The organism is Pseudomonas cuatrocienegasensis, assembly GCF_900110925.1.
Lineage (GTDB): Bacteria > Pseudomonadota > Gammaproteobacteria > Pseudomonadales > Pseudomonadaceae > Aquipseudomonas > Aquipseudomonas cuatrocienegasensis.
In genome coordinates this window covers 74311-98236 of record NZ_FOFP01000010.1, presented here as the reverse complement: position 1 = coordinate 98236, position 23926 = coordinate 74311, and the positions used below count along the sequence as shown (strand labels likewise).

The following is a 23926-nucleotide window of genomic DNA, read 5'->3' as shown; positions in this document are numbered from 1 at the left end:
ATTACGCCTTCGGCTAATCCATCCTACGGCGGCCTCGCCCCGAGGGTTCGGGGCGAGGCTGTGGTGTTGCCGTATTAGTCGCGGTCGACGGCGAAGGGCGACCAGGCCTGGCGGCTCGGCATGATTTCCAGGCGGTTGATGTTGATGTGGTCGGGCAGGCTGGCGACGTAGAAGATCTGCTCGGCGATGTCCTCGGCGGTCAGTGGTGTGGTGCTGCCGTAGAGCGCATCGGAGGCGGCCTGGTTGCCCTTGGTGCGCACCAGGGTGAATTCGGTCTCGGCCATGCCGGGTGCGATATCGGTGACCCGCACGCCGGTGGCGATCAGGTCGCAACGCAGGTTGAAGCTGAACTGTTTGACGAATGCCTTGCTGGCGCCATACACATGGCCGCCGGGGTAGGGCCATTCACCGGCCACCGAGCCGATATTGACGATGCTGGCGCCCTTGCCGGTTTCCAGCAGGGCTGGCAGTACGGCGTGGGTGACGTTGACCAGACCGGTGATATTGGTGTCGATCATGGTGTGCCAGTCTTGCAGCGCGACCTTCTGCGCCGGCTCGGGGGCCAGGGCCAGGCCGGCGTTGTTGATCAGTGCGCGAACCTGACGGAAACCCTCGGGCAGTTCGGCGACCATACGCTGCACGGCCGCGGCATCGCGCACGTCCAGTTGGGCGATGTGCACCGGCACCTGGGCCTGCAGCTCCTGTTGCAGTTCTTCCAGGCGCTCCAGGCGACGGCCGCTGAGTACCAGCGACCAGCCATCCTCGGCGAAGCGGCGGGCGGTGGCGCGGCCAAAGCCGGATGTGGCGCCCGTGATGAATACCACCTTGTTCATAAACAACCTCGTGTCGGTCTTGCGGTTCTCGGCCAGCCGGCAAGGCGGGCGGCCGTCGGGGTCAGGCGGAGAGTTCGAGGAACTTGCGTACGCGCTCGGTCTCCGGGTTGGTAAAGAATTTTTCCGGGGCGGATTTTTCGATCAGCAGGCCCTTTTCCAGAAACACGACCTGGTCGGACACCGCCCGGGCGAATTCCATTTCGTGGGTCACCACGATCATGGTGTAGCCCTCGCTGGAGAGGTTCTTCATCACCGTCAGCACTTCGCCGACGCGTTCCGGGTCGAGGGCCGAAGTCGGCTCATCGAAGAGGATCACCTCCGGGCTCATGGCCAGGGCGCGGGCAATGGCCACGCGCTGTTTCTGCCCGCCGGACAGGGTATAGGGATAGGCATCGGCCTTGTGCTCCATACCGACCTTTTCCAGCAGCGCCTCGGCGATGGCGCGGGCCTCGTCCTTGCGCATGCGTTTGACCTGCACCGGCGACTCCATGACGTTTTGCAGCACGGTCAGGTGTGGCCACAGGTTGAAGCTCTGAAAGACCATTCCGGTGCGTGCGCGGATCGCTGCCAGGTCGCGATTATTCATGCGCTTGCCGTGGGCGTCGACCCCGATACGTTCGCCGGCGATATGGATAACCCCGCGATCCGGCTCCTCAAGCCAGTTGATGCAGCGCAACAGGGTCGATTTACCAGAGCCGGAGGAGCCGAGCACGCTGACCACCTCGCCCTTGTTCACAGTGAGGGAAATGTCGCGCAGCACTTCGACACCGTCGAAGCTCTTGGACAGGCTGTCGATCTGAACCGCAGGTACCTCAGGCATGTTCGAAACCTCGTTTTGCGCCGAACCGGCCCGCCCATTTGAGCGCCAGTTCCAGGCAGATGCTGATGACCCAGTACAGGGCGATGACCACAATAAAGGCCTCGGTGGGGATGAAGTAGGTGGCCTGTACCGAGTTGGCCGCCGCCGTCAGTTCCTGCACGGTGATGATGGTGAGAAAGGCGGTGTCCTTGAGCGCGTAGATCAACTGGTTGCCGAGCAGCGGGCGGGTGCGGATCACCAGTTGCGGCAGGATGATCCGCCAGTACAGCCGCGCGGAGCGAAAACCATGGGCCTTGGCGGCCTCGATCTGCCCGGCCGGCAGGACGATGCGCGCACCGCGCAGAATCTCGGCGAAGTAGGCGGCGTGGTAAATCGCCAGTGCCACCAGGCCGGCGCCCCAGGCACTGGGTTTGACGCCCAGGCTGGGCAGGCCGTAGTACAGCAGGTAGGCGAGCACCAGAAAGGGCAGCATGCGCATCAGGTTGATCGCCCAGCGCAACACAGTGGAAAGGGCGTTGCGCGCCTCCAGCAGGTAGACGGTGAAGCAGCCAATGGCGAAGGCCGCGAGCACCGAGAGAATAAACAGGATCAGGGTGTTCAGGGCGCCGTTGAGGAAGGCGCCGCGCGCCTCCCAGATAATGCTCCATTCGGTCATGGGGGCTTCCTCACATCGCCAGGCGATTGGCTTTCTTCTCGGCGATGGCCTGCAGCTTGAGCAGAACACCGATGATCAGCATGTACAGCAGGGCGGCGGCGAGAATCGGCGGCAGCGGTTCGTAGGTCACGGCGCTGATGCGGTTGGTCACCCGGGTCAGGTCGACGATGCCGATCACCGCGATGGCCGGGCTGCTCTTGATCAAAAAAGACATTTCGTTGAACAGGCCAGGCAGGCTGCTGGTGATCATCTGCGGCAGCATGATGCGCCGGAAGAACACGCCATTGGTCATGCCGCAGGCCAGCGCAGCCTCCTTCTGCTCGCGGGAAAAACTGATAAATGCGGCCCGCCAGACTTCGGCGTTGAACGCCGCGGTGTTCAGGGTCAGGGCCAGAATCGCGGCGCTGTAGCGGTCCATCGCCAGGCCGAAGGTCGGCGTCGAGAGGAAGATGAACAGCACCAGGGTAACCAGCGGCGTAGCCCGCGCCAGGCTGACATAGAGCACCAGCAACTGGTCGATAAAGGGCAAGCGCGCCATGCGTACCAGGGCAATGCCCAGGCCGATGACTACGCCCAGGGCAATGGCGATCGAAGAGATCCACAGGGTCGTCCAGGCACCTTCGAGCAGCAATAGCCAGGCGTTTCCGGTCATGTCGGGCTCCTAGGAACTAAACGAGGGTACTTGAGGTGTAAGCACGATCAGGGCCAGGGTCGGCCCTGGCGTACGGGGCGCCGGCGATGGGCGCCCCGAAGGGGTTATTCCATGCCGGCGAGGCTGTGGAACTGCTCGACGTTGCTGATCGGCTCCTTGGGCATGCTCGGGAAGGCTTCGCCGAACCACTTGGTCTGCAGCTCGGCCAGGCGGCCGTTGTCGCGTACCTGGTTCATAAAGCCGACAAGGAACTCCAGCAGTTCCGGGCTGCTCTTGGGCACCGGCCAGGCGGCGAAGCCGTCACCGGACACGGCGATGCCCTTGGCGAAGGTGTCGCCGCGGGTCTTGACCAGGTCGTTGACCGAAATCAGCGCGTTGACCACGTAGTCCAGGCGGCCGTTGGCCAGGTCGGCATAGGCTTCCGGGTAGGACGGGTATTCGATCACATCGCCGATTTCGCAGCCCTCGGCTGCCATCATCTTCTTCAGCTCGGGCAGGCGTGCGAGCAGGGCGCTGCCAGCCTGTACGCCGGCGGTTTTGCCGCACAGGCTGGCGATATCGCCGAGGCTGTCATCGCCGGCGCGCTTGACGTAGAAGTGCTGGGCGGAGGCGAACGGCGGGGCGAAGTTGAAGACGCGCAGGCGGTCGTCGGTGACCAGCGCGCCGGTAAAGGCCATGTCGTACTGGCCGGCCGAGACCGAGGCGAGCAGACCGGTCCAGGGCAGGATTTCCTGCTTCACCTCGATGCCCTGTTCCTTGGCATAGGCCTTGAGATCTTCCAGCAGTTCCTTGTGAAACCCCTCCGGCTTGCCGTCGACGATGAAGTTGAACGGCGCGTAGTCATCCTCGGTGGCGACGCTCATGCTGCCCTTGCTCTTGATGTCGGCGAGGTCGGCATGGGCGCTCAGCGAGGCGCCGAGGAGGCAGCTGGCCAGGGCAAGTTTGCGCAACAGGCCGAAGGGTTTGCAGTCCGTAGTCGAGTGTTTCATGGGCGTGCTCCAGAGGTGTCGAACAGGGTTGTCCAGGCCGCTCAGCGGCGGTTTGGTTTTCACCTTAGAGACGCCTGACGAGACGGCGATAGGGGCAGTTTTCGCCTTTGTTCTGGCCAGCGACAGTGGCGCGCTACTTGCTACGTCACAGGGTTGTTTGGATGTTGGGAGCACCATGATCGATCATATTTACCACCTCGATTTCGACCCGCAGCGCGGCCTCCAGGAGCAGCTGCGCGAGTCTCTGGTGTCGGCCATTCTCGGCCGCGGTTTCCCGGCTGATGAGCCCTTGCCGTCGTGCCGCAAGCTGTCCCAGCAGCTGTCCATCTCGCGCAATACCGTGGCGCTGGTGTACGAGAGCCTGCTCGACAACGGTTACCTGGTCAGCCGCCCGCGCAGTGGCTACTACCTGCACCCGGATTACTGCGGTCAGGCTGGCGAGGCGGTTCTGCGTATGACGCCGCTGCGCAAGCAGGAGCACTCCGACGAGCCGGCCGCGGAGCGTGCGCTGGATTGGGCCACGCGCCTGCGCATGCAGCCCAGTTTGAAGCACGGCGTGCTGCGCCCGAGCAACTGGACGAGTTTTACCTACCCGTTCATTTATGGTCAGCCGATCAGCGATGTGTTCCCGTTGGAGCGCTGGCGTGAGGTGTCGCGCAATAACCTGCGCGCCGAACGTGATCAAAGCTGGCTGGGTGATCGCTTCGACCGCGACGACGACATGCTTATTGAGCAGTTGCGTACCCGCGTCTTGCCCAAGCGCGGCATCTGGGCGCGGGCCGATGAGATTCTGGTCACCCTGGGCTCGCAGAATGCGCTTTATCTGCTGGCCAGCTTGCTGATGAGCCGGGGCGTGACCGTGGGCATGGAAAACCCCGGCTTTCGCGATGCCATGAGCATCTTCGATATCCAGGGCGCGCGGGTGCAGTTGCAGGATGTTGACGCCGAGGGCCTGGTGGTCGACGCGCGCCTCGATAGCTGTGAATACCTCTATGTCACCCCAGGGCACCAGGTACCCACTGGTGTGGCCATGAGCGCGGCGCGGCGTGGCGAGCTGTTGCGGCAGATCCGCCAGCACGACCAGGTGCTGATCGAGGACGACTACGACGCCGAATTCAACCTCGACAATCACCCGCTGCCAGCGCTCAAGGCCAGCGACAGCAGCGGCCGGGTGATCTACCTGAGCAGCCTGTCCAAGGCCTTCGCGCCGGGCTTGCGCATCGGCTACATGGTCGCCGATGCCGAGCTGATCGACGAACTGCGCGCCCTGCGCCGGCTGATGTACCGCCACCCACCGTTGAACAACCAGCGCATGCTTGCCGAGTTTCTTGCCCAGGGGCACTACGACGCCCACCTGCGGCGTTTTCGCGAAGAACATTGCCGCCGCCGTGAGCTGCTGTATCAGGCCTTGCGCAGCGATCTGGCCGATTGCCAGCCGATGGGCAGTCCCGGCGCCAGCGCCTGCTGGCTGGCGGCGCCGGCTGGAGTGGATACCCAGCGACTGGCCTGGGCCGCGGCGCAGCAGAGTGTGCTGATCGAGTCCGGTGCGCAGTTCTTCCTTGGCAGCGCGCCGGCACCGACAAACTTTATGCGCCTGGGTTTTCATGCCATCGACGCCGAACGTATTCGGCCGGGTGTGCAGAAGTTGGGAGAGGTGCTGGCGCGGTTGTAACGGGCGGTCGCGGCTAAAGCCCCTCCCACAGACCTACGGAGCATCTGTGGGAGGGGCTTTAGCCGCGACGGTTATCAGGCAAAGCGCGGGGCAAACAGCGCGAACACCTCGTCAAAGATCGCCAGGGCCTCATTGACCTGGGCGGCGTTGACGATGCACGGCGGCACCACATGGATGCGGTTCTCCACCACGAAGCTGAGCAGCCCGCGGGCGGTCAGCGCGGCTTTCATTTCCTGCATCACCGGCGCTGGCATCGGCGTCTTTTTCACTGAGTCGCTGACGAACTCCAACGCCCAGAACAGGCCGACGCCACGGGCTTCGCCGATCATCGGGTAGCGTTCGGCGAGTTTCAGCAGGCCTGGGCCGAGTACCTCCTGACCGATCTGGCGGGCATTGTCGACCATGCCTTCCGCGCTCATGGCGTCGAGGGTGGCGACAATCGCCGCCATCGCCAGGGGATGGCCGGAGTAGGTCAGGCCGCCGGGGAAGAAGTGGTTGTCGAAGTACGCACAGATCGGCCGGGAGATCATCACCCCGCCGGCCGGCACGTAGCCTGAGTTGACGCCTTTGGCGAAGACGATCAGGTCCGGCACCACGTCGAAATGCTCCAGCGCCAGCCAGGCGCCGGTGCGGCCGAAGCCAGCCATGACTTCGTCGAGGATCAGCAGGATGCCGAATTCGTCGGCCAGCGCGCGCACGCCCTGCATATAGCCCTTGGGCGGCACCAGGATACCCGCGGTACCGGGGATGCTTTCCAGCAGAATCGCGGCGATGGCGCCAGGCCCTTCGCACTCGATGACCCGGCGCAAGTGCTGCAGGGCACGCGCGCATTCTTCTTCTTCGTTGGCCGCGTTGAACTCGCTGCGGTACAGGTAGGGGTTGAAGAAGTGCACATGGCCGCGGGCGAATTCATTGGGCACCCGGCGCGGGTCGCCGGTGGCGACGATGGCCGCGCCGGTGCTGCCGTGGTAGGAGCGGTAGGCAGAGAGGATCTTGTCGCGCCCGGTGTACAGGCGCGCCATGCGCATGGCGTTCTCGTTGGCGTCGGCGCCGGCATTGGTGAAAAACACCTTGCCGAAACCGGCCGGCGCACGGGCGAGGATGCGCTTGGCTGCTTCGCCACGCATCAGGTTGGCGGTCGCCGGGGCGATGGTCACCAGGCTGCCGGCCTGTTCCTGAATCGCAGCGATGACCTTGGGGTGCTGGTGGCCGATGTTGGTGTTGACCAGTTGGCTGCTGAAGTCGAGGTAGCGACGGCCGTCGTAGTCCCACAGCATGCAACCCTCGCCACCGGCTATCACCAGCGGGTTGAGGCTGCCCTGGGTCGACCAGGAGTGGAAGACGTGCTGACGATCCAGGTCGTAAACATACTGGTTGCTGATCGGGTTGCTCATGGTGACCTCTCGTGACCGCAGGGCTGACCGGTGGGGCCGGTATCTATGGGTTTCACGATAGGAGCAACGTTACCGCTTGCCGTAGGGCCAGATGGGCGCAATGCCTGAGTCAGCCACATCTGGCCCGTCGACTGGCGTCATCTGTCCCTTGGCTCGCCTGGTTGGCGCGCTAGGCTGTGGCCTGATCTTTCTTTTGGAGCGCCTTAGCATGGCCCACGCATTTGATATCAAGGCTGCACCCGTAACTGTCGTTAGCGGCCTCGATACTCCTGCGATCCGTCAGGCACGCATTGATCTGGCTGCCTGTTTGCGCATGGCGGCCCGGCTGGGCATGGGCGAAGGCATCTGCAATCACTTTTCTTTCGTCGTGCCAGGGCACCCCGAGTTGTTTCTGGTCAACCCCTATGGCCTGGCGTTCGCCGAGGTCACCGCGTCGTCGCTGCTGATCTGTGATTTTCATGGCCAAGTGGTGGCCGGCGAGGGCCGCCCGGAGGCCACTGCATTCTTTATCCATGCCCAGTTGCACCGGCTCAATCCCCAGGCCACGGCCGCCTTCCACACCCATATGCCCAATGCCACGGCGCTGTGCTTGCTGGAGGGCGAACCCTTTGTCTGGGCCGGGCAGACTGCGCTGAAGTTCTACGAGCGGTTGGCAGTGGACGAGGATTACAACGGCCTGGCGCTGGATTATGCAGAGGGCGAGCGCATCGCCCGCGCGGCTGGCGATGCCGCTGTGCTGATGCTGAAAAACCACGGTCCGCTGGTGCTGGGGCCGAGCATCGCCGAAGCCTGGGACGATCTGTACTACCTGGAGCGCGCCGCCGAAGTGCAGCTCAAAGCCATGGCCAGCGGCCGGCCGCTCAAGGCAGTGCCGCCAGCCATCGCCAGTGCGGCCAGCCGGCAGATGCAGCAGGGCAACGCCGAGAGCGCGCATCTGCACCTGGAGAGTGTGAAACGCCAGTTGTTGCGCGAAGGCTCGGATTTTGCCGAGTGAAGGGCTGAATTAAAGCAAAAGCGGACGTAGGGTGGATGACGCTTTTTTCATCCACCATTGCAATCGCAGAGCGGTGGACGGATGAAGCGTCGTCCACCCTACGAGGCTTATCAGATCGCCACTAACCCGCGCACGCCGTCGGCTTCCATGGTCTCGCCACGGCCCTGCTGGACGATTTCGCCGCGGCTCATCACCAGGTACTGGTCGGCCAGTTCGGCGGCAAAGTCATAGAACTGCTCGACCAGCAAAATGGCCATATCGCCGCGCTCGGCGAGTTTCTTGATGACCACACCGATCTCCTTGATCACCGAGGGCTGGATGCCTTCGGTGGGCTCATCGAGGATCAGCAGGCGCGGCTTGCTCGCCAGCGCTCGGCCGATGGCCAACTGTTGCTGCTGGCCGCCGGAGAGGTCACCGCCACGGCGTTGCTTCATCTCGCGCAGCACCGGGAACAGTTCGTAGATAAATTCCGGCACCACCTTGGCTTCGCTGCCGGGGAAGCGCGACAGGCCCATCAGCAGGTTCTCTTCGACGGTCAGGCGACCGAAGATTTCCCGGCCCTGGGGCACATAGGCAATACCGGCATGCACACGCTGGTGCGGCTTGAATGCGGTGATCGGCTGGCCTTCCCAGTTGACTGCGCCTTGCTTGGCTGGGATCAGGCCCATCAGGCACTTGAGCAGGGTGGTCTTGCCCACGCCGTTACGCCCGAGCAGGCAGGTGACTTCACCGACCTTGGCCTCGAACGACAGGCCGCGGAGGATATGGCTGCCGCCGTAGTATTGATGCAGTTGCTCAACTTGCAGCATGGGTGTGTCCTTCATTGTTCTTGTGGGAGGGGCTTCAGCCGCGACGCCTTGGATCTTAAAAAACTCGCGGCTAAAGCCCCCTCCACAGGTCGCGCGTAGGGTGGATCGGGGCGCGTAGCTCGCGTTCTATCAATCCACCGTGCGATGTCATTGGTGGATGAAAAAAGCCTCATCCACCCTACGAATTCCTTAGCGGCCGAGATAAACCTCAATCACCCGCTCATCGTTCTGCACCTGTTCCAGCGAACCTTCGGCCAGCACGCTGCCCTGGTGCAGTACGGTGACGTGGTCGGCGATGGAGCCGACAAAGCCCATATCGTGTTCCACCACCATCAGCGAGTGCTTGCGCGCCAGGGACTTGAACAGCTCGGCGGTGAACTCGGTTTCGGCGTCGGTCATGCCCGCCACTGGCTCATCGAGCAGCAACAGTTGCGGGTCCTGCACCAGTAGCATGCCGATCTCCAGAAACTGCTTCTGCCCGTGGGACAGCAGCCCGGCGGGGCGCTGGCGCGAGGCGTCGAGCTTGATGGTCTGCAGCACTTCGTCAATACGGTCTTTCTGCTCGCCGGTCAGCTTGGCACGCAGGCTGGCCCACACCGACTTGTTGGTTTTCTGCGCCAGTTCGAGGTTTTCGAACACGCTCAGCGCCTCGAACACAGTGGGCTTCTGGAACTTGCGGCCGATGCCGGACTGGGCGATCTCGACTTCGCTCATCTGGGTCAGGTCGAGGGTTTCGCCGAAGTAGGCGACGCCGTTGTCCGGGCGGGTCTTGCCGGTGATCACGTCCATCATGGTGGTCTTGCCGGCACCGTTGGGGCCGATGATGCAGCGCAGTTCACCGACGCCGATATACAGGGTCAGGTTGGTCAGCGCCTTGAAGCCATCGAAGCTGACGTTGATGTCTTCCAGGGTCAGGATGGTGCCGTGACGCACATTCAGGCCTTTGCTGGCCAGGGTGCTAGCACCAATCGCATCGCGGCCGCTGCCAGCGGCGTCGAAGACAGGTTCGAGCATAAATTCGGGTACCGGAGTGGCGCGCATCATTGCTCTCCCTTTTTACGAAGAAGGCCGATTACACCCTTGGGTAAGAACAAGGTTACGACGATAAACAGAAAGCCCAGGGCGAACAGCCAGTACTCGGGGAAAGCCACGGTAAACCAGCTCTTCATGCCGTTGACCAGACCGGCGCCGAGCAGTGGACCGATCAGCGTGCCGCGTCCGCCGAGGGCCACCCACACGGCGGCTTCGATGGAGTTGGTCGGCGACATTTCGCTGGGGTTGATGATGCCCACCTGTGGCACATAGAGCGCGCCGGCCAGGCCGCAGAGCACGGCACTGAGCACCCAGATAAACAGCTTGTAGCCGCGTGGGTCGTAGCCGCAGAACATCAGGCGGTTTTCCGCATCGCGCAGTGCGGTCAGCACTCGGCCGAACTTGCTGCGCGCCAGGGTCCAGCCCAGGTACAGGCTGGCAACCAGCAGCAGCACGGTGGCGAGGAACAGCACCGCACGGGTGTGCGCCGAGGTGATATCGAAACCAAGAATGGTACGGAAGTTGGTAAAGCCGTTATTGCCACCAAAGCCGGTTTCGTTGCGGAAGAACAGCAGCATGCCGGCGAACGTCAGTGCCTGGGTCATGATCGAGAAGTACACGCCCTTGATCCGCGAACGGAAGGCGAAGAAACCGAACACCAGGGCCAGCAAGCCCGGCGCCAACACCACCAGGCACATGGCCCAGAGGAAGTTGTCGGTGCCGTACCAGTACCAGGGCAGCTCGGTCCAGGCGAGGAAGCTCATAAACGCCGGCAGGCCATCGCCGGCCGCTTCGCGCATCAGGTACATGCCCATGGCGTAACCACCGAGGGCGAAGAACAGGCCGTGGCCGAGCGACAGCAGGCCGGCGTAACCCCAGACCAGATCGAGCGCCAACGCGACGATGCAGTAGCAGAGGATTTTGCCGACCAGGGTCAGGGTATAGGCCGAGACATGCAGGGCGTTGTCCGCCGGGAGCAGGTGCAGCAGCGGCATGGCCACGAGCACGGCCAGTACCAGCAGGCCGATGGCGATGGACACTTGCGGGCCGAGCTTGGCGCTGGCGCGCGCGAGTAGCGTTTGATTGGTGGCATTCATCAGTCGATCACCCGTCCTTTAAGTGCAAACAGACCTTGCGGGCGTTTCTGAATAAACAGAATGATCAGCGCGAGGATCAGGATCTTGCCGAGCACGGCACCGATCTGCGGTTCGAGAATCTTGTTGGCGATGCCCAGCCCGAAGGCCGCCATCACGCTGCCGGCAAGCTGGCCGACGCCGCCAAGCACCACCACCAGGAAGGAGTCGATGATATAGCTCTGGCCGAGGTCCGGGCCGACGTTGCCGATCTGGCTCAGGGCCACGCCGCCGAGACCGGCGATACCCGAGCCCAAACCAAACGCCAGCATGTCTACCCGACCTGTGGGTACGCCGCAGCAGGCGGCCATATTGCGGTTCTGGGTGACCGCACGGACGTTGAGCCCCAGGCGGGTTTTGTTCAGCAGCAGCCAGGTCAGCACCACGACAAACAGGGCGAAGCCGATGATCACGATGCGGTTGTACGGCAGCACCAGGTTCGGCAGCACCTGGATGCCGCCGGACAGCCAGTAGGGGTTGGCCACTTCGACGTTCTGCGCGCCGAACAGCACACGCACCAGTTGGATCAGGATCAGGCTGATGCCCCAGGTGGCGAGCAGGGTTTCCAGCGGGCGGCCGTAGAGGTGACGAATGACCGTGCGTTCCAGGGCCATGCCGATGGCAGCGGTAACGAAGAACGCCACCGGCAGCGCCACCAGCGGGTAGAGCGCCAGGGCCTCCGGGGCGAAGCGCTGGAACAGCACCTGTACCATATAGGTGGAGTAGGCGCCGAGCATCAGCATCTCGCCGTGGGCCATGTTGATCACCCCGAGCAGGCCGAAGGTGATGGCCAGGCCCAGGGCGGCCAGCAGCAGGATCGAGCCGAGCGACAGGCCGCTGAAGGCCTGGCCGAGCAGTTCGCCGATCAGCAGTTTACGTTTGACCTGGGCCAGGCTGGTTTCGGCGGCGGTGCGTACCGTGGCGTCGCTTTCCACGCCAGGGTCGAGTAGGCTTTCCAGGCGCGTACGGGCCAGCGGGTCGCCGGTTTCGCCCAGCAGGCGCACCGCAGCCAGGCGCACGGCCGGGTCGTTGTCGACCAGTTGCAGGTTGGCCAGGGCCAGGCTCAGGGCGTCGCGCACGCCGTCATCTTCTTCAGCGGCGACGCGGGCATTGAGCAGGGCCAGTTGCTCGGGTTTGGCGCTCTTCTGCAACTGCTGGGCTGCGGCCAGGCGCAGCGCCGGGTCTTCGGCGAGCAACTGGTGGCTGGCCACGGCGGTGGCGATCAGGCCGCGCAGGCGGTTGTTCAGGCGCAATTTGCGCGGCGCTTCAGCCGCTGCGGCCGTGCCGTCGGCGGGCTGGTATACGCCATCGGTTTCGATAAAGGCGGCCTTGTTGCTGTCGGCGGCAACGCGACCTTGCTGCAGCGCTTCGAGCAGCGGCAGGCGTGCGGCATCGGGTTCGGCCGACCAGCGCTCGAGCAGGGCAGCCTGCTGCGAAGAACTGGCGGCGGCAAAATCGCTGGCGTCGCCAGCGTGAGCGATCACTGGCAGCAACAGCACCAGTGACAGCAGGAATCGGTACAGGGCAGTGGGCATAGAAAGTGTCCTGGAAGAGGGACGCTGTGGAGGCGGGCGTGCGGGCATCAGGCTCGCTAGCGGCGAGGCCTGATCGCCCACACGCCGGCTCCTACAGGATTACAGCGGGTGAGGCGTGCTGGCTCAGTTCGACTTCACCGCGTAGTCCGGCTTCTTGTCGTTGCCTTCGATGTACGGGCTCCATGGCTGGGCGCGCACCGGGCTGCTGGTTTCCCAGACCACTTCGAACTGACCGTCTTCCTGAACTTCGCCGATCATCACCGGCTTGTGCAGGTGGTGGTTGCTCTTGTCCATGGTCAGGGTGTAACCGCTCGGCGCGGCGAAGGTCTGGCCGTACATGGCCTCGCGCACTTTATCCACATCGGTGGTGCCGGCCTTTTCAACGGCCTGGGCCCACATGTGGATGCCGACGTAGGTGGCTTCCATCGGGTCGTTGGTGACCACGGTATCGGCGTTCGGCAGGTTCTTGGCCTTGGCGTAGGCTTTCCAGTCGGCAACGAACTTGGTGTTGACCGGGTTCTCGACCGACTGGAAGTAGTTCCAGGCGGCCAGTTGGCCCACCAGCGGCTTGGTGTCGATGCCGCGCAGTTCTTCTTCGCCGACCGAGAAGGCGACTACCGGGATGTCGGTGGCTTCGATGCCCTGGTTGGCCAGTTCCTTGTAGAACGGCACGTTGGAGTCGCCGTTGACGGTGGAGATCACCGCGGTTTTGCCGCCGGCGGAGAACTTCTTGATGTTGGCCACGATGGTTTGGTAATCGCTGTGACCGAACGGGGTGTAGACCTCTTCGATGTCCTTCTCGGCCACGCCCTTGCTGATCAGGAAGGCGCGCAGGATCTTGTTGGTGGTGCGCGGGTAGACGTAGTCGGTGCCGAGCAGGAAGTAGCGTTTGGCGGCGCCGCCGTCTTCGCTCATCAGGTACTCGACCGCCGGGATGGCTTGCTGGTTTGGCGCGGCGCCGGTGTAGAAGACGTTTGGCGACATCTCTTCGCCTTCGTACTGCACCGGGTAGAACAGCAGGCCGTTGAGTTCTTCATAGACCGGCAGCACGGATTTGCGCGACACGCTGGTCCAGCAGCCGAAGGTCACGGCAACTTTGTCCTGGGTCAGCAGTTGGCGCCCGCGTTCAGCGAACAGCGGCCAGTTCGAGGCGGGGTCGACGACCACGGCTTCGAGCTGCTTGCCCAGTACGCCGCCCTTGGCGTTGATCTCGTCGATGGTCATCAGCGCCATGTCTTTGAGCGAGGTCTCGGAAATGGCCATGGTGCCGGACAGCGAGTGCAGCACGCCGACCTTGATGGTTTCGGCGGCGTGCAGGGTATAGGGGAACAGACCGCTGAGCAGCAGGGCACTGGCGGCGAGTGTCGACTTCAGAAAAGGACGGCGTTTCATTGTTATGGCTCCGTGCGCATCATGTGGGTAGAGACCATGAAGGGTCGTCAGTCCAATGGCAGCATCCGTGCCAAGCTGGCTAAAGCCTTGATCTAGAAGGCTTGCAGCGATTCTGACCAGTCACTCAGAACGCCCTTGTGCGCGCCTGTGGTGCATGCACCGCCGTGTAGCGCTTGCCTGGCGGCGGTTTGCACCAAGTTAGAGCGAAAGGTAGTTTTTCACCCCGGTAAAGATGATCTGCGCGGCCAGGGCACAGACGAAAAGCCCCATCAGGCGGCTGACAATCTGCAGGCCCTGGTCGCCCAGCAGGCGCTCGAACTGGTTGGACAGGTAGAGCACCACGCCGACGGTCAGGCTGGCCAGGAAGATGCCGACCACCGCCAACAGCTTGTCGTCCCAGTGTGGCTGGCTGGCGCCCATCAGCAGCAGGGCGCCGATGGTGCCGGGGCCGACGGTCAGGGGGATGGTCAGCGGCACTATGGTCACGTCCTGCTGCACGTTGTCGCTTTGCACCGCCGGCTTGCCCTGGGCCATGCCCAAGGCCGAGATGAACAGCACCGAGCCTGCGCCAATACGGAAGGCGTCGATGGTGATGCCGAACAGGGTGAAAATGTGCTTGCCGAACAGGTACAGCAGCACGCTGGAGACCAGCACCCCGGTCGCCACCTTCCAGGCCAGGCGCTTGCGCTCTTTCACTGTGTAGCCGCGGCTCAGGCCGATGAAGCACGACAGCACGAAGAAGGGGCTGTAGAGCACCAGCAGTTTGAGGTACAGGCTGAACAACGCTGACGCCATGGCGAACGGTCTCGAATCACAACTGGGGAGAGAGGCTGGGTTGCCCCGTATTGGGGCGATATGATCCGGTATCGGCACGGGCTTGGCCAGTGCCGATACCCTGATGCTGATCAGGAGGGCAGTGGGTCGCTCTGCCGGCGGATTTCCCGTTCGGCGATCCAGTATTCGATCAGCTCACGCAATTGTGAGAGTTCGACCGGTTTGGCCATGTGCCCGTCCATGCCGACCTGGCGGGCGCGCTCCTTGTGCTCGCTGAGAATATGCGCGGTCAGCGCCACCACCGGCGTACGGTCGCGCCGCTCGGTGATTTCCCAGGCGCGCAGCTGCTCGGTGGCGGAGAAGCCGTCGAGTATCGGCATTTCGCAGTCCATCAGCACCAGGTCGTAGCGCTGCTTCTTCATCGCCTGCAGGGCTTCCTCGCCATTGCTCGCGGTGTCTGGCTTGAGGTTGAGCTTGCCGAGCATGCCGCGGATGACCTTGGTCGAGATGCTGTTGTCTTCGGCGACCAGGATGCGGAAGTCGTCGGGAACCTGCAGCGGGGCGGCGCTGATCGTGGTCGGCATAAACAGCGCCGAGCCACCCTTGCTGCGTTGGGCGAGCTCATCGGCCAGGGTGGTTTTGAGGGTATAGCCCGCCACTGGCTTGGCCAGGATGCGTTTGATTCCGGCGTTGCGTGCGATGACCTTGCTCGGCGCATTGCTGATGCCGGTGAGCATGATCACCAGAATGTCGTGATTGAGGCTGGGGTCTTCCTTGATCTTGCTGGCCAGCTGCATGCCGGTCATGCCGGGCATGTCCTGGTCGAGCAGGACCACGTCGAAGTACTCGCGCATGTGCGCCTTGGTGCGCAGCAGGGCCAGGGCCTCCTTGCCGGACGGCACCGCGCTGACGCTCAGCCCCCAGGCGCTGCACTGCTGCATCAGCACCTTGCGACAGGTTTCATTGTCGTCGACCACCAGCAGGCGTGCGCCCTGCAGCGGGCCATCGAGGTCGGCGGTAGGGTGCTGCAGGCGCTGGGCATCCAGCGGCAAGGTCAGCCACAGGGTTGAGCCTTGGGTGCCGCCGCTCTGAATGCCGAACTCGCCGTCCATCAGGCGCACCAGTTGCCGCGCAATGATCAGCCCCAGACGGCCGCCCAGCTTGCTGGCGGCGAGGAAGTCCTTGCTGTGCAGTTCGGTGTTGAGCAGCGCATTGCGCTCTTCGGCATCCAGTGGCTGTCCGCTGTCCTGCACGGCAATGCGCAGGCGCGGGGCATCGCCGGCGCTTTCCAGGGCAACGACCAGCAGGATCTCGCCTTCGTCGGTCTGCTTGAAGGCATTGTCGAGCAGGCTCAGCAAGGTCTGGCGCAGGCGGGTTGGGTCGCCGCTGATCACCCGCGGTACTTGCGGTTGCGTGAAGCTGATCAGCTCGACACGCTGCTGCTCGGCCTTGGCGCGGAAGATGTCGAGGCAATCCTCGACCAGCGCATTGAGGTCGAACTGCACGTCATCCAGCTCGATTTGCCCGGATTCCAGCTTGGAAATGTCGAGAATCTCGTTGATCAGGGTCAGCAGTTCATTGCCCGAGCTGTGGATGGTCTGCACGTAATCACGTTGCTTGGCCGACAGTGGGGTGCCGAGCAGCAGCTCGGTCATGCCCAGCACACCATTCATCGGGGTGCGGATTTCATGGCTGATCTTGGCCAGAAACTCGGCCTTGGCTTTCAGCTCGGCCGAGCTGGCGGCCATGTGGGTGCGTTCGGTCAGGGTCTCGTACTGGATCTGCCGCTGGCGTTCGGTGAGCGACACCGTGAGCACCAGCCCGCTGAGCGTGGCAATGCTGAAGACCCCGGTAACCAGCCAGCCTGGGTTGAGTTGGTCGAGGCCAAACAACACCGGGATAAACAGGCTGAAGCCGAGGTTGAATACCAGCATGCCTGCCATGATCAAGCGTGCCGGTTGATAACCGCGCTGCCAATGCAGGCCGCTGACCACCATCACGCTCAAGGTACCGAGGATCACCAGCAGATAGACCAGTGAGCTGTACCAGAGCAGGCCGGTGAACAGGATGATCAAGGCCACGCCCAGGGTCAGCAGCGCGTGGCCCTGGAGCAGGCGATTAAGCTTGCTGTGCTGAGCGCTGGTGCCTGCCAGGAAGGTCAGGGTGAATGCCTGCAGGCAGAATGCGGCGATGAGCGCGGACAGGTCGGCGATCAGCGACTGGCTATAACCCAGGCTGGGGATCCAGACGGCAAGCATGCCCAGGTTGGCGGCGGCACACAGGGCCAGGCCGAAATGCATGGCACTGAGCCACAGGCTGCTGGCGGAGCGGCTGTAGATGAACCGTGTGATGTTGTAGAGCATCAGCAGCAGCAGGCCGCCGAGCAGGGCGCCAAACACATAGGCGGGCTTTTCCAGGCTGACCAGTTCTGCCTCATCAATCACCTTGAACCAGGCCATAAGCGGGTGATTGGAGGTCATGCGCACATAGACTTCGCGCTGCTGCTGGTCGTTGGGCAGCGACAGCAGATAGGCCCGCGAAGGCAGGGGGCGCGAGCTGAGCGGCAGCGCCTCACCGGTATGGGTGGTGGTTTCCAGCTGCCCATCGCGCAGCAGGTAATAGTCGAGGTACTGCACCCGCGGGGCGAATAGCCACAGCCAGGTTGGTGCGCTTGAGGTGTTGATATCGACGCGCAGCCAGACCGCATGCTGGCTGGGCGGGAAGGTGAACGCCAGTTTATCCAGCGGGCTGAACTGGTTGCGCAGGGCGCGGACATCGTCCAGCTGCATCTGGGCACTGCGGTCGATGAACATCGACCAGCCGGTGACGCGTGGCAGGGTGCTGCGCTCATCTGCCAGCGCCGCGGGCAACCAAAGGCTGGCCAGAAGCAGGCTGACAAGTAATCCTGTGGCAATCCTGAGCCGCCGCACGCTGAAATCCCTTCACAAATAAGTGCTCCGATTATAGCCAAGCGCGGCCAAAGCGGAACATGAAAAAGGCGGCCAATAGGCCGCCTTTGTGGGCGAATACGCTTTATCTAGCGGCTATTTGGCGTCATTTTCTTGCTGTTCCCGGGCAATCGCCCGGTAGCCGATGTCGTGACGGTAAAACAGGCCGTTCCAGCGGATTTGCTCAGCCAGGCGATAGGCCTGTTGTTGGGCGTCTGCCACGCTCTTGCCGATGGCGGTGGCGCACAGGACGCGACCGCCGGCGGTGACTACCTGGCCATCCTTGAGCGCAGTACCGGCGTGGAACACCTTGCCTTCCAGCGCCGCTGCCGCGTCCAGGCCTTCGATCACATCACCCTTGGCGTAGTCGCCCGGGTAGCCGCCTGCGGCCAGTACCACACCGACAGTGGGACGCGGGTCCCAGCGTGCTTCGACCTTGTCCAGGGCCTTGGCCAGAGCGGCCTCGACCAGCAGTACCAGGCTGGACTCCAGGCGCACCATGATCGGCTGGGTTTCCGGATCGCCGAAGCGGCAGTTGAACTCGATGACTTTGGGCTGGCCGGCCTTGTCGATCATCAGTCCAGCATAGAGGAAGCCGGTGTAGACGTTGCCTTCCTCAGCCATGCCGCGCACGGTCGGGTAGATGACTTCGTCCATCACCCGCTGGTGCACCTCGGCGGTGACCACTGGGGCGGGTGAGTAGGCGCCCATGCCGCCGGTGTTCGGGCCAGTGTCGGCGTCGCCAACACGTTTGTGATCCTGGCTGGTGGCCATGGGCAGCACATTGGCGCCGTCGACCATGACGATGAACGAGGCTTCTTCACCGTCGAGGAATTCTTCGATGACCACCCGCGAACCGGCTTCGCCAAAGGCATTGCCAGCAAGCATGTCGCGCACGGCGTCTTCTGATTCCTGCAGGGTCATGGCGACGATCACGCCTTTGCCCGCGGCCAGGCCGTCAGCCTTGATCACGATTGGCGCGCCGACTTTTTGCAGATAGGCCAGGGCCGGCTCGACTTCGGTGAAGTTCTGGTAGTCGGCGGTGGGGATCTGATGACGCGCGAGGAAGTCCTTGGTAAAGGCCTTGGAGCCTTCCAGCTGGGCGGCGCCGGCGGTCGGGCCGAAGCAGTCCAGGCCGCGCGAGCGGAACAGGTCGACCACGCCGGCCACCAGCGGCGCCTCGGGGCCGACGATGGTCAGCTGTACATGCTGCTCGGCAAAATCAGCCAGCTGTTCCAGGGCCAGCACGTCGATGGCGACGTTCTCGCACTTGGCTTCAGTGGCTGTGCCGGCGTTGCCCGGGGCAACGAAAACCTTTTGTACGCGCGGGTCTTGCGCGACTTTCCAAGCCAGGGCGTGTTCACGACCGCCGCTGCCGATGATCAATACGTTCATGTTTTTCTCCCCGTGGAGGCGGGCCTTGAGCCCGATTGGTGGATAAGCGAAGCGTTATCCACCCTACGAAATCGGTGCGATGTAGGGTGGATGGCCGCAGCCATCCACCACGCCATCAATGGCGGAAATGACGCATGCCGGTGAATACCATGGCGATATTGGCCTCGTCTGCGGCGGCAATCACTTCCGCATCGCGCATCGATCCACCCGGCTGGATCACCGCGGTGATGCCATTGGCAGCAGCGTTATCCAGGCCGTCGCGGAACGGGAAGAAGGCGTCGCTGGCCATGACCGAGCCGGCGACCTGCAGGCCGGCGTGCTCGGCCTTGATCGCGGCGATACGGGCGGAGTTGACGCGGCTCATCTGACCGGCGCCGACGCCGATGGTCTGGCGGTTCTTGGCGTAGACGATGGCGTTGGATTTGACGAACTTGGCCACTTTCCAGGCGAAGATCAGGTCGTGAATTTCCTGCTCGCTCGGCGCGCGCTGGGTGACGATTTTCAGGTCTTCTGCCTTGATCATGCCGATATCACGGCTCTGCACCAGCAGGCCACCGTTGACCCGCTTGAAGTCCCAGCCGGCACTGCGCTCGGCGGGCCATTCGCCGCATTCGAGCAGGCGTACGTTGGCTTTCGCAGCGACGATGGCGCGGGCCTCGGCGCTGATTTTCGGGGCGATGATCACTTCGACAAACTGACGCTCGACAATAGCCTGGGCGGTGGCGCCGTCCAGCTCGCGGTTGAAGGCGATGATGCCGCCAAAGGCCGATTCGGTATCGGTGGCGTAGGCCAGCTCGTAGGCCTGGCGAATGCCGCCTTCGCTGTCCAGGGCCACGGCCACGCCGCAGGGATTGGCGTGCTTGACGATGACGCAAGCCGGCTTGACGAAGCTCTTCACGCATTCCAGTGCGGCGTCGGTATCGGCGACGTTGTTGAACGACAGCTCCTTGCCCTGCAGTTGCACGGCCGTGGCGACGCTGGCTTCACCTTTCTGCGCTTCCACGTAGAACGCCGCGCTCTGGTGCGGGTTCTCGCCGTAGCGCATTTCCTGGGCTTTGACGAACTGGCTGTTGAAGGTGCGCGGGAAGGCGCCGCGCTCTTCGGTGGACAGGGTCTCGCGGCGCTGGTCGATGGTGCCCAGGTAGTTGGCGATCATGCCGTCGTAGGCAGCGGTATGCTCGAAGGCCTTGAGGGCCAGGTCGAAGCGCTGGGCATAGCTCAGGCCGCCGGCTTTCAGCGATTCGATAATGCCGCTGTAGTCACTGGCGTTGACCACGATGGCCACGTCTTTGTGGTTCTTCGCGGCAGAACGGACCATGGTCGGCCCGCCAATGTCGATGTTCTCGATGGCGTCGGCCAGGTCACAGCCGGGCTTGGCCACGGTGGCGGCGAACGGGTAGAGGTTGACCGCCACCAGGTCGATCGGCTTGATGCCGTGCTCGTCCATCACCGCGCCGTCGAGGGCGCGACGGCCGAGGATACCGCCGTGGATCTTCGGGTGCAGGGTCTTGACGCGACCGTCCATCATTTCCGGGAAGCCGGTGTAGTCGGCCACTTCCACGGCAGCGATGCCGTTGTCCTTGAGCAGCTTGTAGGTGCCACCGGTGGAGAGAATTTCCACATTCAGGGCAACCAGCTCGCGGGCAAACTCGAGGATGCCGGTCTTGTCGGAAACACTGATCAAGGCGCGGCGAACGGGGAGGCGGGTGGTCTGGTCGGTCATTTCAGCGTCCATCAGAGCGGAGGTGTCAGCAAAAAAGGCGGCTGTTATGGCCGCCCTTTTCGGGAGTTCGGGGTTACAGCAGGTCGTACTGCTTGAGCTTCTTGCGCAGGGTGCCGCGGTTCAGGCCGAGCAGCTCCGAGGCTTTGGTCTGGTTACCCTTGACGTAATTCATCACGGTTTCCAGCAGGGGGGCTTCGACTTCGGTGAGCACCAGGTTGTAGACGTCGGTGACGTCCGCGCCTTCGAGGTGGGCGAAGTAGTTGTGCAGCGCCTTTTCCACGCTGCCACGCAGGGTTTGCCCCTCTTCGCTCGGCGTATTGAGGTGCTGTTTCAAACTGGTGTTGTCACTCACGGGCGCAGTCCCACTTCCTAAAGTCTCGGTCAACATCGTCATGCGGCCACCTCTTCTCCATCGTTATGCCGTTCGCGGAAAAACGCGCGAACAGTGGCGCACTGAGCGTCCTTACAGTCCAGACGATTGAATTGGGCGCGAAACTCCCCGGCGCCCGGCAGGGTGGCGAGGTACCAGCCGACATGTTTGCGCGCGATGCGCACACCCATGACATCGCCATAGAAGGCGTGCAGTTCGGTCAGGTGCGCCAGCATAATCTGTTCCACTTCGTACAGCGCGGGAGCGGCTAGCAGCTCGCCGGTCTGCAGGTAGTGCTCGATCTCACGGAAAATCCACGGTCGGCCCTGGGCCGCACGGCCGATCAGCAGCCCGTCGACTCCTGTTGCCGTCAGCACCGCCTGGGCCTTGGCCGGCGAGTCGATATCGCCATTGGCCAGCACCGGAATCGACACCGCCTGCTTGATCGCGGCGATGGTGTCGTATTCGGCTTCGCCGGTATACAGGTCGGCGCGGGTGCGGCCATGCACGGCCAGGGCGACGATGCCCGCCTGTTCGGCGATCTTGGCTACGTCCACGCCGTTGCGGTTCTGCCTGTCCCAGCCGGTGCGGATCTTCAGGGTGACCGGCACATCGACGGCGGCAACCACGGCTTCGAGAATCGCCTGGACCAGCGCCTGGTCCTTGAGCAGTGCCGAGCCGGCGGCCTTGTTGCAGACCTTCTTGGCTGGGCAGCCCATGTTGATGTCGATGATCTGCGCGCCCAGCTCGACATTGGCACGGGCGGCGTCGGCGAGCATCTGTGGGTCGCCGCCGGCAATCTGCACCGAGCGCGGTTCGGCCTCGTCGGCGTGGATCAGGCGCAGGCTGGACTTGCGCGTGTTCCACAGGCGCACATCGCTGGTGACCATCTCCGATACCACCATGCCCGCGCCAAGGCGGCGGCACAGCTGGCGGAATGGCCGGTCGGTGACCCCGGCCATGGGGGCCAGGATCAGTCGATTGGGCAATGTGTAGGGGCCGATGCGTAGCGCCGACATAGGGCTTCCCTGCTCAAGAGACGAACTGTTGAGCCAACGAGGAGAGTGCGAAAAAGGGTGGGAATCATACCCGCTCTGGATGACCGGATAAAGGTTGTTTTGAACAAAATCTGAACAGTTGCCGAGCGCTATCGTCGCAGGCTCGGCCAAACGCCGGCGGTTGCCGGCGCCGCTGCCGTCTATTCCGGGGAGTGGAAGCTGAGGCTGTAGTTCACTGCGCGGGCGCCGGGGTCGAGAATATCCAGCGACACGTGGATCGGCGTCTGGGTCGGCATCTCGGCCTTGCCGGCCAGCTCGCCGGCCAGGTATTCGCTGGGCTTGAAGCGACGACTGGCGAGCAGCTTGCCATTGATGTCGGCAAAGCGCATTTCCAGCAAGGGGAAGGGCTGGGCGAACGGGGCGCGGTTATAGAGGATCGCATCCACCACCAGGGCGCCGCTGAATTCCGGGTGGCTGCGCACCACCAGGTTGCTGCTTTTTATCTGGCTGATATCGACCTTGGACGGCAGGGTGCAGCCCAGGCTGGGGCACAGCTGCTCGAACCAGGGGCGGTATTGGTCCTGGCGCGCCAGTTCGGCGAAATGGTAGTGCATGTACTGCCCGGCCAGGGCCGCGACGGCGATCAGGTTCAGCAGGCCCCAGCCCAGCCAGCGACCCCAGGGCGTGCGCGGTGGCTGCCAGTCGAGGTCCAGCGGGTCGTCGTTGAGGTTCAGCAGGGCCTCGTCGCGCAGGGCGGGCTCGCTGCGTCTGCGTGGTGGGCGTGGTGCCAGGGGTGGATCGGCGTCGATTTCTTCGTCGGGCGCCGGCTCCTCGTCACGCTTGGCGTTCAGCGCTGCATGGCGTGTCGGGCGGCGTTCTGCAGTGTCGTCATCCTCGTCCGCAATGGCGCTGATGCTGGGTTCGCTGCGAGGTGGCAGCGCGCGGGCGGGCGGGGTGCTCGGCTCGCGCAGCGTGGTGGCTGCTGGCTCAATCGTGGCGTCGGCCCCTGTTGGGCGGTGATCGCTGTGGGAGGCGTCGGGCACCGCCTGCAACGGAGTGAGCTGCAAGGGTGCGTTGGCTTCGTCTTCGCGCAGCAGGGCTTCGGCCCAACGCTCATCCTGATCGACCGCGTCCTGCTCCTTATCGGCCTTGAATGTCGGCGCCGTGCGGGTGGCGCTTTCCAGGGCAAGAAACTGCTGCGAGAGCTGCTGCTCCTGCTCTTCGAGCTTGGCCAGCTCCTCGTCCAGGTCGAGGCTGTCGAGGTCCAGGTCGTCATGAATCCACAGCGTCTCGCTGGGCGTCTTCTTGGTCTCGGGTTTGGCGGGGATGGCTGGCGGATTAGCGCTGGTCGGGCGTGGCGGGGCGGCTGTGCTCAGCGCTGGGGCTACTGCTGGCGCTGGCGGCGCGACGGCAGTGGCTGCAGGCTGCGCCAACTGCTGGCCTTGGGCGCGCAGTTGCTGGGCGGCATTGAACACGTGCAGGCAGGCCCCGCAGCGCACGGCGCCATGGGCGGCGCCGAGTTGCGCACGGTTGACGCGAAAGCGGGTGTGACATTGAGGACACTGGGTGACGTAACTTTCGGTCATGCGACGATCCGGTGGCCGGCGGTGCAGGGTAGGGCGGCTAGTCTACCGCAAGTGCCGCGCGAAGCTGCAGCCGCTCAGCTAGGGTCTGTTCCCGTTTCGTCGCAAGCCGCGTTGCCGCGAAAAATCTCGCCAGGCTAGGCGGAGGACGCAGGTAATGGTTGTTCCCTTGCCAAGTCCTCCAACACCGCATGGCGAGATTTTGCGCGCAACCCGTAGGGCCGG

General features: G+C 63.6%; 20 protein-coding genes. 2 read left to right on the top strand and 18 right to left on the bottom strand.

Annotated features, from left to right (window positions below):
- Nucleotides 1–74: 74 nt before the first annotated feature.
- From BMW49_RS14860 to BMW49_RS14840, 5 genes are all read right to left on the bottom strand, one after another.
- Complete coding sequence (locus tag BMW49_RS14860; protein ID WP_069519618.1) at nucleotides 75–833, bottom strand: SDR family NAD(P)-dependent oxidoreductase; 759 nt, start codon at nucleotides 831–833, stop codon at nucleotides 75–77.
- A 61-nt stretch (nucleotides 834–894) separates the two neighbouring features.
- The gene (locus BMW49_RS14855) at nucleotides 895–1653 is read right to left on the bottom strand and encodes an amino acid ABC transporter ATP-binding protein (RefSeq protein ID WP_069519617.1); all 759 of its coding nucleotides are present in this window, start codon (nucleotides 1651–1653) and stop codon (nucleotides 895–897) included.
- On the bottom strand, nucleotides 1646–2308 hold the full coding sequence (locus tag BMW49_RS14850; RefSeq protein WP_069519616.1) for an amino acid ABC transporter permease: 663 nt from the start codon (nucleotides 2306–2308) through the stop codon (nucleotides 1646–1648). Before BMW49_RS14850 ends, BMW49_RS14855 begins: the two co-directional genes overlap by 8 nt.
- Before the next feature lie 10 nt (nucleotides 2309–2318).
- Nucleotides 2319–2960 carry an amino acid ABC transporter permease gene (locus tag BMW49_RS14845; protein ID WP_069519615.1) on the bottom strand — a complete coding sequence of 214 codons (642 nt, stop codon included), beginning with the start codon at nucleotides 2958–2960 and terminating at the stop codon, nucleotides 2319–2321.
- Nucleotides 2961–3064: 104 nt separating this feature from the next.
- Nucleotides 3065–3949: a transporter substrate-binding domain-containing protein gene (locus BMW49_RS14840; RefSeq protein WP_069519614.1), complete on the bottom strand. Its 885-nt coding sequence runs from the start codon at nucleotides 3947–3949 to the stop codon at nucleotides 3065–3067.
- A gap of 175 nt (nucleotides 3950–4124) precedes the next feature.
- On the opposite strand from BMW49_RS14840, the gene pdxR reads away from it, so the two are divergent.
- Nucleotides 4125–5621 carry a MocR-like pyridoxine biosynthesis transcription factor PdxR gene (pdxR, locus tag BMW49_RS14835; protein WP_069519613.1) on the top strand — a complete coding sequence of 499 codons (1497 nt, stop codon included), beginning with the start codon at nucleotides 4125–4127 and terminating at the stop codon, nucleotides 5619–5621.
- Nucleotides 5622–5695: 74 nt separating this feature from the next.
- Here pdxR and BMW49_RS14830 read toward each other — a convergent pair whose 3' ends face one another.
- Nucleotides 5696–7015, bottom strand: a complete 1320-nt coding sequence (locus BMW49_RS14830) for an aspartate aminotransferase family protein (RefSeq protein ID WP_069519612.1) — start codon at nucleotides 7013–7015, stop codon at nucleotides 5696–5698.
- A 208-nt stretch (nucleotides 7016–7223) separates the two neighbouring features.
- On the opposite strand from BMW49_RS14830, the gene BMW49_RS14825 reads away from it, so the two are divergent.
- Nucleotides 7224–8009, top strand: coding sequence for an aldolase (locus tag BMW49_RS14825; protein WP_069519611.1), 786 nt, complete (start codon nucleotides 7224–7226; stop codon nucleotides 8007–8009).
- 110 nt (nucleotides 8010–8119) lie between these two features.
- Here the strand turns inward: BMW49_RS14825 and urtE are convergent, their stop codons facing one another.
- From urtE to BMW49_RS14765, 12 genes are all read right to left on the bottom strand, one after another.
- Nucleotides 8120–8818 (bottom strand): urea ABC transporter ATP-binding subunit UrtE, encoded by a 699-nt coding sequence (gene urtE, locus BMW49_RS14820; RefSeq protein ID WP_069519610.1) that lies wholly within the window; start codon nucleotides 8816–8818, stop codon nucleotides 8120–8122.
- Nucleotides 8819–9007: 189 nt separating this feature from the next.
- The gene (urtD, locus tag BMW49_RS14815; protein WP_069519609.1) at nucleotides 9008–9859 is read right to left on the bottom strand and encodes an urea ABC transporter ATP-binding protein UrtD; all 852 of its coding nucleotides are present in this window, start codon (nucleotides 9857–9859) and stop codon (nucleotides 9008–9010) included.
- Nucleotides 9859–10947, bottom strand: coding sequence for an urea ABC transporter permease subunit UrtC (gene urtC, locus BMW49_RS14810; RefSeq protein ID WP_069519608.1), 1089 nt, complete (start codon nucleotides 10945–10947; stop codon nucleotides 9859–9861). Before urtC ends, urtD begins: the two co-directional genes overlap by 1 nt.
- Complete coding sequence (gene urtB, locus BMW49_RS14805; RefSeq protein WP_069519607.1) at nucleotides 10947–12518, bottom strand: urea ABC transporter permease subunit UrtB; 1572 nt, start codon at nucleotides 12516–12518, stop codon at nucleotides 10947–10949. The genes urtC and urtB overlap by 1 nt, the downstream gene beginning before the upstream one ends.
- Nucleotides 12519–12641: 123 nt before the next feature.
- Nucleotides 12642–13910, bottom strand: coding sequence for an urea ABC transporter substrate-binding protein (gene urtA, locus BMW49_RS14800; protein ID WP_069519606.1), 1269 nt, complete (start codon nucleotides 13908–13910; stop codon nucleotides 12642–12644).
- A gap of 198 nt (nucleotides 13911–14108) precedes the next feature.
- Nucleotides 14109–14705, bottom strand: coding sequence for a MarC family protein (locus tag BMW49_RS14795; protein ID WP_069519605.1), 597 nt, complete (start codon nucleotides 14703–14705; stop codon nucleotides 14109–14111).
- 110 nt (nucleotides 14706–14815) lie between these two features.
- Nucleotides 14816–17614, bottom strand: coding sequence for a hybrid sensor histidine kinase/response regulator (locus BMW49_RS14790; RefSeq protein ID WP_069519604.1), 2799 nt, complete (start codon nucleotides 17612–17614; stop codon nucleotides 14816–14818).
- Nucleotides 17615–17728: 114 nt separating this feature from the next.
- Nucleotides 17729–19027 (bottom strand): phosphoribosylamine--glycine ligase, encoded by a 1299-nt coding sequence (purD, locus tag BMW49_RS14785; protein ID WP_069519603.1) that lies wholly within the window; start codon nucleotides 19025–19027, stop codon nucleotides 17729–17731.
- A 115-nt stretch (nucleotides 19028–19142) separates the two neighbouring features.
- Nucleotides 19143–20750 (bottom strand): bifunctional phosphoribosylaminoimidazolecarboxamide formyltransferase/IMP cyclohydrolase, encoded by a 1608-nt coding sequence (gene purH / locus BMW49_RS14780; RefSeq protein ID WP_069519602.1) that lies wholly within the window; start codon nucleotides 20748–20750, stop codon nucleotides 19143–19145.
- Between the two features lie 73 nt (nucleotides 20751–20823).
- A complete protein-coding gene (gene fis / locus BMW49_RS14775) occupies nucleotides 20824–21144 on the bottom strand; it encodes a DNA-binding transcriptional regulator Fis (RefSeq protein WP_069519601.1) in 321 nt (106 codons plus the stop codon).
- Complete coding sequence (gene dusB / locus BMW49_RS14770) at nucleotides 21141–22139, bottom strand: tRNA dihydrouridine synthase DusB (protein WP_069519600.1); 999 nt, start codon at nucleotides 22137–22139, stop codon at nucleotides 21141–21143. Before dusB ends, fis begins: the two co-directional genes overlap by 4 nt.
- Before the next feature lie 179 nt (nucleotides 22140–22318).
- Nucleotides 22319–23704 carry a DUF3426 domain-containing protein gene (locus BMW49_RS14765; protein ID WP_069519599.1) on the bottom strand — a complete coding sequence of 462 codons (1386 nt, stop codon included), beginning with the start codon at nucleotides 23702–23704 and terminating at the stop codon, nucleotides 22319–22321.
- Nucleotides 23705–23926: the final 222 nt, after the last annotated feature.

Coding starts and splice junctions, on each gene's coding strand:
- BMW49_RS14860 (WP_069519618.1), bottom strand. CDS start 833: ATGAACAAGGTGGTATTCATCACGGGCGCCACATCCGGCTTTGGCCGC.
- BMW49_RS14855 (WP_069519617.1), bottom strand. CDS start 1,653: ATGCCTGAGGTACCTGCGGTTCAGATCGACAGCCTGTCCAAGAGCTTC.
- BMW49_RS14850 (WP_069519616.1), bottom strand. CDS start 2,308: ATGACCGAATGGAGCATTATCTGGGAGGCGCGCGGCGCCTTCCTCAAC.
- BMW49_RS14845 (WP_069519615.1), bottom strand. CDS start 2,960: ATGACCGGAAACGCCTGGCTATTGCTGCTCGAAGGTGCCTGGACGACC.
- BMW49_RS14840 (WP_069519614.1), bottom strand. CDS start 3,949: ATGAAACACTCGACTACGGACTGCAAACCCTTCGGCCTGTTGCGCAAA.
- pdxR (WP_069519613.1), top strand. CDS start 4,125: ATGATCGATCATATTTACCACCTCGATTTCGACCCGCAGCGCGGCCTC.
- BMW49_RS14830 (WP_069519612.1), bottom strand. CDS start 7,015: ATGAGCAACCCGATCAGCAACCAGTATGTTTACGACCTGGATCGTCAG.
- BMW49_RS14825 (WP_069519611.1), top strand. CDS start 7,224: ATGGCCCACGCATTTGATATCAAGGCTGCACCCGTAACTGTCGTTAGC.
- urtE (WP_069519610.1), bottom strand. CDS start 8,818: ATGCTGCAAGTTGAGCAACTGCATCAATACTACGGCGGCAGCCATATC.
- urtD (WP_069519609.1), bottom strand. CDS start 9,859: ATGCGCGCCACTCCGGTACCCGAATTTATGCTCGAACCTGTCTTCGAC.
- urtC (WP_069519608.1), bottom strand. CDS start 10,947: ATGAATGCCACCAATCAAACGCTACTCGCGCGCGCCAGCGCCAAGCTC.
- urtB (WP_069519607.1), bottom strand. CDS start 12,518: ATGCCCACTGCCCTGTACCGATTCCTGCTGTCACTGGTGCTGTTGCTG.
- urtA (WP_069519606.1), bottom strand. CDS start 13,910: ATGAAACGCCGTCCTTTTCTGAAGTCGACACTCGCCGCCAGTGCCCTG.
- BMW49_RS14795 (WP_069519605.1), bottom strand. CDS start 14,705: ATGGCGTCAGCGTTGTTCAGCCTGTACCTCAAACTGCTGGTGCTCTAC.
- purD (WP_069519603.1), bottom strand. CDS start 19,027: ATGAACGTATTGATCATCGGCAGCGGCGGTCGTGAACACGCCCTGGCT.
- purH (WP_069519602.1), bottom strand. CDS start 20,750: ATGACCGACCAGACCACCCGCCTCCCCGTTCGCCGCGCCTTGATCAGT.
- fis (WP_069519601.1), bottom strand. CDS start 21,144: ATGACGATGTTGACCGAGACTTTAGGAAGTGGGACTGCGCCCGTGAGT.
- dusB (WP_069519600.1), bottom strand. CDS start 22,139: ATGTCGGCGCTACGCATCGGCCCCTACACATTGCCCAATCGACTGATC.
- BMW49_RS14765 (WP_069519599.1), bottom strand. CDS start 23,704: ATGACCGAAAGTTACGTCACCCAGTGTCCTCAATGTCACACCCGCTTT.